The 9,364-nt window shown below is 72.3% G+C and carries 7 protein-coding genes; 3 read left to right on the plus strand and 4 right to left on the minus strand.

Features of this window, described 5'->3' with window-relative positions:
- The 3 genes from ACWD0Y_RS35175 to ACWD0Y_RS35185 all read right to left on the minus strand — a co-directional run.
- Positions 1–991, minus strand: a 991-nt coding sequence (locus tag ACWD0Y_RS35175; protein WP_450264331.1) for an ABC transporter permease, incomplete at its 3' end; no start/stop codon positions are given.
- The gene (locus tag ACWD0Y_RS35180; RefSeq protein WP_450264332.1) at positions 988–1,929 is read right to left on the minus strand and encodes an ABC transporter permease; all 942 of its coding nucleotides are present in this window, start codon (positions 1,927–1,929) and stop codon (positions 988–990) included. The genes ACWD0Y_RS35175 and ACWD0Y_RS35180, both read right to left, overlap by 4 nt.
- A 72-nt stretch (positions 1,930–2,001) precedes the next feature.
- Positions 2,002–3,531, minus strand: coding sequence for an ABC transporter substrate-binding protein (locus ACWD0Y_RS35185; protein WP_450264333.1), 1,530 nt, complete (start codon positions 3,529–3,531; stop codon positions 2,002–2,004).
- A gap of 206 nt (positions 3,532–3,737) precedes the next feature.
- Between ACWD0Y_RS35185 and ACWD0Y_RS35190 the strand changes: the two genes are divergently transcribed.
- On the plus strand, positions 3,738–4,400 hold the full coding sequence (locus ACWD0Y_RS35190; protein WP_450264334.1) for a TetR/AcrR family transcriptional regulator: 663 nt from the start codon (positions 3,738–3,740) through the stop codon (positions 4,398–4,400).
- Here ACWD0Y_RS35190 and ACWD0Y_RS35195 read toward each other — a convergent pair.
- On the minus strand, positions 4,390–5,346 hold the full coding sequence (locus ACWD0Y_RS35195; protein WP_450264335.1) for an SGNH/GDSL hydrolase family protein: 957 nt from the start codon (positions 5,344–5,346) through the stop codon (positions 4,390–4,392). The two genes, ACWD0Y_RS35190 and ACWD0Y_RS35195, sit on opposite strands and share 11 nt — an antisense overlap.
- Before the next feature lie 358 nt (positions 5,347–5,704).
- Between ACWD0Y_RS35195 and ACWD0Y_RS35200 the strand changes: the two genes are divergently transcribed.
- Positions 5,705–8,026, plus strand: coding sequence for a glycoside hydrolase family 3 C-terminal domain-containing protein (locus tag ACWD0Y_RS35200; RefSeq protein ID WP_450264336.1), 2,322 nt, complete (start codon positions 5,705–5,707; stop codon positions 8,024–8,026).
- A 1-nt stretch (position 8,027) separates the two neighbouring features.
- A complete protein-coding gene (locus ACWD0Y_RS35205) occupies positions 8,028–9,251 on the plus strand; it encodes a serine hydrolase domain-containing protein (RefSeq protein ID WP_450264337.1) in 1,224 nt (407 codons plus the stop codon).
- Positions 9,252–9,364 lie beyond the last annotated feature (113 nt).

Raw genomic sequence — 9,364 nt, forward strand, 5'->3', positions numbered from 1 at the left:
CGACGGAGAGCGTCCCGGGCACGCTGACCCGCCCGATGTCGTTGCCGGCGCCGCGGGACCTGCCCGTTTCCCCGGTGCGGTCCTCCAGCCCGTCGCGCAGGGCTCCGGCGAGCAGGACGAGCGCGCCGTTGGTCAGCCCGAGGGCCAGGCCCGGCCACAGCATCAGCAGCGGCGCCCGCTGGATGTTCTGGAACGCCTCGTTGAGCATCGCGCCCCAGGTCGGGGCCGACCCGCTGCCGACTCCGAGGAACTCCAGACCGGCCTGGAGCCCGATGGCGACGCCGGCCACGAGGGCCACCTGGATGATGACGGGACCGCGCACCACGATCAGGATGTGGCGGGCCACGATGCGGGTGTCGGAGAGCCCCGACACCTTCGCGGCGTCGACGTACAGCTCTCCGCGGACGCCTGCGACGATGCCGCGCACGAGGCGGAAGAAGCTCGGCGCCGCCAGCACACCGAGCACCGTCATGAGGGCCCATACGTGGGGGCCGAGGATGGCGCGCGAGGCCAGGAGTACGACCATGGCCGGCAGGGCCATGACGAGATTGACGATCCAGTTGGCGACGGAGTCGAACCGGCCGCCGTAGTAGCCCGCGTACAGGCCGGAGGGCACACCGAGGGCGAGAGCGAGCCCGAGGGCGATCAGCGCTCCGCCGAGGGTGTTGCGGCCGCCGTGGAGGATGCGGGAGAGGATGTCCCGGCCCGCGGAGTCCATTCCCATCGGGTGCGCGCCGCTGGGCGGGGCGAAGGCGCTGCCGAGCGAGGAGACCCCGGGATCCTGGGGTGCGAGCAGGGGCGCCAGGACGACGGCGGTGACAAGGAGCAGCAGTACGGCGGCGGACAGCGCGCCGAGGGGGTTGCGCAGGAGCCGTCGGGTGACGGCGCCGCGGCGGGTGGCCGGCGTCGTGCCGCCGGCCCCGCGGGGCGACGCGCCGGAGGGTTCCGGGCGTCCCGCCGCGTACGCGTCGGCCGGGAGGTTCCCGCTCATGCGACCCTCGCCTTCGGGTTGAGCCAGCCGATCAGGATGTCGACCAGGAGGTTGATCAGTACGACGCCGATCACGGTGATCATGACGAGCGTCATGATCACGGGGATGTCGCCGCGGGCGGTGTAGGTGACGGTCATGCTTCCGATGCCGGGGAGGCCGAAGATCTGCTCCACGATCACGGCACCGCCGAGCAGACCGACGAACTGCATGCCGAGGACCGAGAGCGCGGGTGCCGACGCGTTGCGCAGGACGTGCCGGAACACGATCCGGGAGGCGGGCAGGCCGCGGGCGCGCAGGGTGCGGATGTAGTCCTGGCGCAGCACGTCGATCACCGCGCCGCGCACCTGCTGGGAGACACCGGCCACGGATGCCACCGACAGGGACAGGACCGGCAGTGCGACGGTGGACAGCCAGCCGCCGGGCGACTCGGTGAACGCCGTGTAGCCGATGGCCGGGAACCAGTTCAGCTCGACCGCGAAGACCAGAACGATGACCAGGGTCGTGAGGAAGCCGGGGAGCGCGTAACCCACGACGCCCAGGATCTGTACGAAGCGGTCGACGGCGCCACGCCGGACCCCCGCCCAGACGCCGAGCAGGAACGAGACGACGGTGGTGACGAGCGTGACACCCAGCATCAGGCTCGCGGTGACCGGCAGCCGGCCCGCGACGGCCACGCCGACGTCCTCGCTGGTGAACCAGGAGGTGCCGAGGTCACCGCGGACGGCGTGGGCCAGCCAGTCGGCGTACTGCTCCAGGACCGGCCGGTCCAGGCCGAGGGAGGCGTTCTTGGCGTCGACGGCCGCCTGGTCGGCGCCCTGGCCGAGGAGTTGCCGGCCGACGTCCGCGTCGGGGATCGACAGGAGCAGGTAGGAGAGGAACGAGATGACGACCAGGAGCAGGGCTCCCGCCGCGATCCTGCGGGCGATGAAGTTCAGCATGGCACTCGGTATCCGTGACCGGCGGCCGGGGGCGGGCCGCGGGTTTCCACGCGGCCCGCCCCCGGCGTGGCCTCACTTGGCGGGGGCGTAGTTGTAGACCGACGGGACGGCCATGCCGGACTGCGGGGTGATCTTCACCGTGCCGTCCGAGACGTGCAGGTAGGTCATCCGGTAGAAGGGCACGAACCAGCCCTCCTTCACGAGGTGCGTGTTGAGTTCGCGCGCGGCCTGCTTCGCCTGTTCACCGGTGCCGGTCTGGATCAGGGGGACCAGCTTCTGCACGGTGGGGTCCGTGGTGCCGAACATGTTGAAGGAGCCGGGCGTGACCAGCTCGTCGGTGACCACCCAGTCGGACGCGGACTGGCCCATGTTCATGACCATGCCGGAGTAGGCGCGGTCGGCGAACACCTTCCGGATCGCCGAGTTCCCGTCGAGCTCGTCCCAGACCAGCGTGACACCGACGGCCTTGAGGTCGGTGGCGAGCGACGAGGCGAGGGCGTCGTTGACGATCGCGGAGACGCGGGGGAGCTTCAGCGTGAAGCCCTTGGCGTAACCCGCCTCCTCGAGCAGGGATTTCGCCTTGGCCGGGTCGTGGGAGTAGTACGTGTCCAGCTTCTTGTCATACCCCTGGGTGCCGGGACCGAAGACCTGGCCGGTGGCCCGGCCGCGGTTCTGGCGGATGGTGCCGAGCATGGTCTCGCGGTCGATCGCGTGGTTGAGCGCCCGGCGGACGCGGGGGTCCTTCAGCGCCGGTGTCAGCTTCCCGCCGCGGTCGAAGAGCAGCAGTCCCTGGAAGTCGAACTCCTGCTTCACCGTCTTCATCCCGGGGTCGGACTCGATGCTGACCTGCTGGTCGGCGGTCTGCAGGAGGGCCGCGTTCACCTGCCCGGTCTTGAGGCCGTTGACGATCGCAGTCTCGTTGTCGAAGAAGCTGATCGTGAGGCCCTCGTACGGAAGCCGCTCGCCCCAGTAGCCGGTGTTGCGCTCGTAGACCCACTTGGTGCCGATCGTCGTCTTTCCCTTGACGAGGCGGTAGGGGCCGGTGCCGTCGGGGGTCGTCTTGAGGGCGTCGGCCTTCGCGAACTTCGCCGGGTTCGCCATCAGGCCGGCCGCGTCGCTCAGGTAGAACAGCATCGCGGGGTTGGCCTGCTTGAGCTTCAGCGTCACATGGGAGGGATCGGCGACCTCGACCGCGTCGAGGTCCTTCAGCCACTTCGCGTTGGCGCCGCCGCCCTTCTTGAAGCGTTCCATGTTCGCCTTGACCGCGGTCGCGTCGAAGGCGGTGCCGTCGGCGAACTTCACGTCCTTGCGCAGGGTGAGGGCGAGTTCGGTGCGGTCGCCGTTGTACTTCCACTCGGTGGCGAGCATCGGACTGAAACTGCCGTCCGGATCACGCTTGACGAGGGTGTCGTACGTGGCCTGGAAGAACGGCAGGGCGCTGCCGACGGCGACGGCCGGATCGAGGCTCTGGGGGAAGGTCAGGGTCGCGACGTTCAGGGTCGACGAGCCGGCGTTCCCGGCGCCCGGGCCGGCGCATCCCGCGAGGGTGAGAGCCGCCGCCACGCAGGCGGCGAGGACCCCGGTTCGGGTGGTTCTGCTCATGAGGTTCACTCCGTCTGGAGGGCCGGGGAGGGACGTCCCGGGCGAGATTGGCGGTGAGCTTACATTCGGAATTAACCACTTGGTAGGTTTTTTCGGCGGCGAAATTACCGGCTGGTAAGTTCTGGTGGGCGCCGCCCGGACGCGTCGGCCGGGCCGTCGACTCCGGGTGGCGCGCACCGGCCCGACGACGGCAGGAGGCCGCCGAATTGAGCGAAGAACCCGAGAACGCCCCGCGCCGCCCGTCGAAGGGCGAGCGCACACGGGCCCGCATTCTCGACTCCGCGACCGAGCTGTTCTCCCGGTCGGGCTTCAACGCCGTGTCGCTGCGCGACATCGCCGCGCATGCGGGGCTGACCCATGCCGGGCTGCTGCACCACTTCCCGGGCAAGGAAGCCCTGCTCACCGAGGTACTGGGCCGCCGCGACAGGACCGACGCCCAGTCGGTCTTTCCCGGCATCGTGCACCCGGGCACCCCCGAGCCCGGACCGGGCGAACGGCTGCGCCGGCTCGTCGGCCTGGTGGCGCGCAACGCCGGGACCCCGGGCATCGTCGCGCTCTACGCGAAACTGTCCGCCGAGGCCACCGACCCCGGGCATCCCGCACACCACTACTTCAAGGAGCGCTACCGCGTCCTCCGGGAGGAGATGACCGTACTGGTCGAAGCTCTGCAGGCCGAGGCCGGCCCCGCTGCCGTGCGCAGCGATCCGGCGACCGTGGCCCGGCAGCTGCTGGCGTTGATGGACGGCCTCCAGACGCAGTGGCTGCTGGAGCCGGAAGCCGTGGTGATGGAGGAGCTGGTGCGCGACTTCCTGCGCCGGCTCGGCCTCGATCCCGAAGGCGGCGCGGGCGGGGCCGGTGTCAGCGCGTGAGGGACGCGAGTACCGCATCGGCCGTACTCCGGTGCCCGGCCGCGTTGGGGTGGAACCCGGCCGCTTCCGCGGTCTCCTCGGGCTCGATCCAGCGCACGCCCGCGGGCTTGCACACGTCGTGCCCGACGGACGGCCGGTAGGCGTCGACATAGGTGGCGTCGTGGACGGCGGCCTGCTGCGCGAGCATCGTGTTGAGGTGCTTCTCCTTGTCCCGGATCCAGGGGAAGTCGCCTGCGGCGAGCGCGACGGTCTCCCGGCACGCCGTGCCGTCGTCGGGGAAGAGCGCCGGGTATCCCACCAGGAGCACCTTCGCCCGCGGGGACCGGACGTGGATCTCCTCGAGGACCGCTTCGATCTTCGGCGCCGTGGCGTTGATGCGGGCGCCGATCTCGTCGGTGCCGAGCAGGGTGTAGCTCTGCTTGCAGGGCGAGCCGTACGGCGCCAGGTGACCCAGGATCACGCAGCGCGTGATGACACCGACCAGGTCGAGGTCGTTGCCGCCCACGCCCAGGGTGACCAGGGTCGTGTCGGGGCGCAGCGCGTCGAGCTGGGGCGGGGCCGGCTCCTGCCGGTTCGTCATGTGGCTGGTGTCGGCCCCCGCGCAGGTCACGTCGGTGAACGACGTGGCGCCGACCGTACGGGCCACCAGGGCCGGGTAGTTGTTCGACGAGCGCCCGCAGACCGGGTCGGTCTGCTCGGGGATGCCAGGGCCGGAGCTGAAGGAGTCGCCGAGCGCGACGTAGCGCACCTCTTCGGCGGCGCGCCCGGTGGCGGGCTTGGCGGGGCGCTTCGCCGCGGGGTCCGCGGAGGCGGCCGCGGCCGTGCCGGCCAGTACGGCGAAGGCCGCCGCGGTCGCGACCCCGGTACGTACCGCCCGGCGGGAGGTGCTGGAGCGGCCCGGGAGCGGGGCGGACGGCTGAGCGGACGGCTGGCGGGACGGGGGCATGACCGTTCCTCGTTTCGTCGGTGAGCGGAAAGGAGGCGCGGCCGCAGGACGTGGGGCACTGTCCCGGAGCGGCGCGGACCGAGCGCGAAAACCGTAAGTTGATCGGTTTCTACCCGTCAAGAGATCGCGCGGAGGTAAATCGGCCGATGCCGTCTCGTGACTACCGGCGGGTAAGTGCCCTTGACAGTGAAAACCGATCACCTTACGGTTTTGGATTCCCGGCCGTCGGCGCGGCCTGCCCGCACCGGCCCGGACACCCTTCACACACCGTCAGGAAACGGCCCTCCGTACAGGGTTGCGAGCCCCTGGGCCCCGGGCCGGCCCCACCCGCCACACGAGACCTCGACAGGTGCGCCGTATGACTCAGCAGATTCCACCGCCCCCGGCCGCGGACCCGGCACCGCCCCGGCTCTCCCTCGCCGAGAAGGCGTCGCTGACCAGTGGCGCCGGAGACTTCGTCACCACGGCCGTCGTCTCCGCCGGCATCCCCGCGGTCACCATGTCCGACGGGCCGCACGGCCTGCGGCTGCCGAAGGAGAGTGGCGACGGGGGCCAGGTCGACCTGCACAGCGCCGCCCCCGCCACCTGCTTCCCGCCCGCAGTGGCGCTCGGCAGCAGCTGGGACCCGGAACTCGCCCGCCGTGTCGCGGGTGCGATCGCCGCGGAGGCGGCCGCCCACGGCGTACGCGTCGTGCTCGGGCCCGGCATCAACATCAAGCGGTCACCGCTGTGCGGGCGCAACTTCGAGTACTTCTCGGAAGACCCGCTCCTGACGGCCGAGCTGGGCGGGGCCATGGTCCGCGGGTTGCAGGAGGCGGGTGCCGGAGCGGCGCTCAAGCACTACGCGGCCAACAACCAGGAGACCGACCGCATGCGCGTCAGCGCCGACATCGACGAGCGCCCGCTGCGCGAGATCTACCTGAGAGCCTTCGAGCGCATCGTCCGCCGCGACCGCCCCTGGTCCGTCATGGCCTCCTACAACGGCGTCAACGGCGTCCCGCTCTGCGAGAACACCCGGCTGCTCACCGACATCCTGCGCACCGAATGGGGCTTCGACGGCATCGTCATGTCCGACTGGGGCGCCGTGCGCGACCGGGTCGCCGCGCTGCGCGCCGGACTCGACCTCCAGATGCCGGGCACGGGCGGACGCACCGACCGCGAGATCACCGCGGCGGTGACCGGCGGCGATCTCGACGAGTCGGTGCTCGACACCGCCGTGGAACGGCTCGTCCGCTTCGCCCGGCGAGTGACGGACGGCGCGCACGCGGACCGCGAGACACCCGTCGAGGAGCACCACCGTCTCGCCGGAGAGGCCGCGGACCGGTGCGTCGTGCTCCTGAAGAACGACTCGGAGCTGCTGCCCCTCGACCCCGCCTCCGGCACGGTGGCGGTCATCGGCGAACTGGCCCGCACCCCGCGCTACCAGGGCGCGGGCAGCTCCCAGGTGACACCGACCCGCCTCGACACCCCCCTGGACAGCCTGCGCGAGCTCGCCGACGGAGCCCGCGTGGACTTCGCCGCGGGCTACGCGCTCCCGGACACCACGCCGGTGGACCCGGAAGAGGCGCTGGCCGGCGAAGCCGTACGGCTCGCGTCCGCGAGCGACACCGTGGTGCTGTTCCTCGGACTCGCGGCCCAGGACGAGTCGGAGGGCTTCGACCGCGACCACATCGACCTGCCGGCCGTACAACTGCGCCTGCTGGAGCGGGTCCGGGCCGCCAATCCACGGGTGTGCGTGGTGCTCTCCAACGGCGGTGTGGTGCGGACCGCCCCCTGGCAGGCGGCGGTGCCCGCCCTGGTCGAGGGCTGGCTGCTCGGCCAGGCCGGCGGGGGCGCGCTCGCCCGGGTGCTGTTCGGGGCGGTCAACCCGTCCGGCAAGCTGGCCGAGACCGTCCCGCTGCGCCTGGAGGACTCGCCCAGCCACCTCTCCTTCCCCGGTGAGGAAGGCCGGGTCCGGTACGGCGAAGGTGTCTTCGTCGGATACCGCGGTTACGACGCCCGCCGCTGCGAGGTCGCCTTCCCCTTCGGCCACGGGTTGTCGTACACCACGTTCGCGTACTCCGGGATGAGCGTGGTCCACAGCGAGGAGGGCGCGGCGCTCACCGTGGCGGTGACCGTCACCAACACCGGGGAGCGCGCGGGACGCGAGGTCGTCCAGATCTACAGCCGCGGACCGGCCGCCTCCGCGGTCGCCCGGCCGCCGAGGGAACTGCGCGGCTTCGCCCCGGTGACCCTCGCCCCCGGCGAGAGCCGCGAGGTGGTGGTGGAACTGGCGCGCGACGACCTCGCGTACTACAGCGAACGCGAGGGCGGTTGGCGGGTCGAGGGCGGTGACTACCGCATCGAGGCGGGCTCCTCCTCACGCGACATCAGGCTGTCGGCCGGGACGACCGTCGCCGGCGACCCCTCACGCCTGCGCCTGAGCGGACGCAACACGCTCGCGGAGTGGTTGCGGCATCCCGTGGGCGGGCCGCTGCTGAGGGAGAGGTTCGCCCGGGCCAGGCCGCAAGGGGCAGGGCCGGGCGCCATGGACGACCCGGTGATGCGGCGGTTCCTCGCCGGGATGCCGCTCGACGTGATCTCCGAATTCCCGCAGAGCCCCGTACCGCCCGAGGGCGTGGACGAACTGGCCGCTCTCGTCGCCGCCACTGCCGACGGCCGGGACGGACCGGGGGAGTGACGTGACGACCGGAGCCGGGACGGTGGGCGGGAGCGTACGGCCCGGCTGGGAAGGCGTACGGGACGCCTTCGCGCGAGGGCAGGTGCACGACCCCGGCGCCGCCCAGCTGGCCGTCCACCACCACGGCCGGCTGGTCGTCGACCTGTGGTCCACGGGCACGGCGGCGTCCGCCGGACAGCCGTTCGGGCCGGATGCGGTCAGTGTGCTGATGTCCGTGTCGAAGGCGATGGTCGCCGTCTGTGCCCATCTGCTGAGCGAACGCGGCGTCCTGGACCTGGACGCGCCCGTCGCACGGTACTGGCCGGAGTTCGCGGCGGCGGGCAAGGCGGGCACGACGGTGACCGACCTGCTCGCCCACCGCGCGGGGCTGCCCGCCTTCACCGACGAGGCCGCGGGCGTCCCGGCGCCCGGCCTCCTCGACCGGGACGCGCGCACCCGCGCCCTCGCGGCGATGCGGCCGGTGTGGGCCCCCGGATCGGCGTACCTCTACCACGCCCTCACCTACGGCCACCTGGTCGGCGAGGTCGTCCGCCGGGTGTCGGGGAGGAGCATCGGCGCGTTCTTCTCCCAAGAGGTGGCCGGGCCGCTGGGACTGGACCTGTGGATCGGCCTGCCGCGGGAGGAGGAGCACCGCTTCGTACCGCAGTTCGCCGTCAGGCCCGCGCCCACGGCCGAACAGATCGCGACGGCGGTCGGCGGCCTCGGCCTCGCCCCGGACGACCGGTTGGCCACCGCGCTCCGGGCATCGGCGGCCGAACTGGCCGTCGCGGTCGAGGTGTTCGGCACGCGCCAGGGCAGGGCGTGCGAGCTTCCCGCTGCGGGCGGCATCGGCAACGCCCGCTCCCTCTCCCGGCTGTATGCCGCGCTCGTCGGCCGGGTCGGCGGCGTACGGCTGCTGGCCCCGTCGACCGTCGAGCGGGCACGCGCTCCGCACACCGACCACCTGCCGCAGCCCGCGCCCCTGAACCGGCTGGACGGCCCCGACCGGTCCCGCTTCGGACTCGGCTTCGAACTGCCCCGCCCTGGCGAACCCCTGCTGGGAGAGGGCTCCTTCGGTCATGCCGGAGCGGGCGGCCGCCTCGGCATGGCCCATCCGGAGAGCGGACTCGCGGTCGGTTATGTCTGTACGGCGATGTCCTGGGAGCCCTCGTCGGGGCCCGACCCGCGCTGGGCGCGGTGGACGGCGGCCGTCAAGGAGGCGGCGGGCATCCCCGCCCGGGGCTGACGCAGCTCGTCGCACGCCGCTCGCCCCACGCAGCACGCCCCATGTCGCTCGGCGCGCGCACCGACGCGGCGCACACAGCTGAGGCGGGAGCCGGGCTTGCGCCGGCTCCCGCC

It is taken from the genome of Streptomyces altiplanensis, assembly GCF_053591575.1.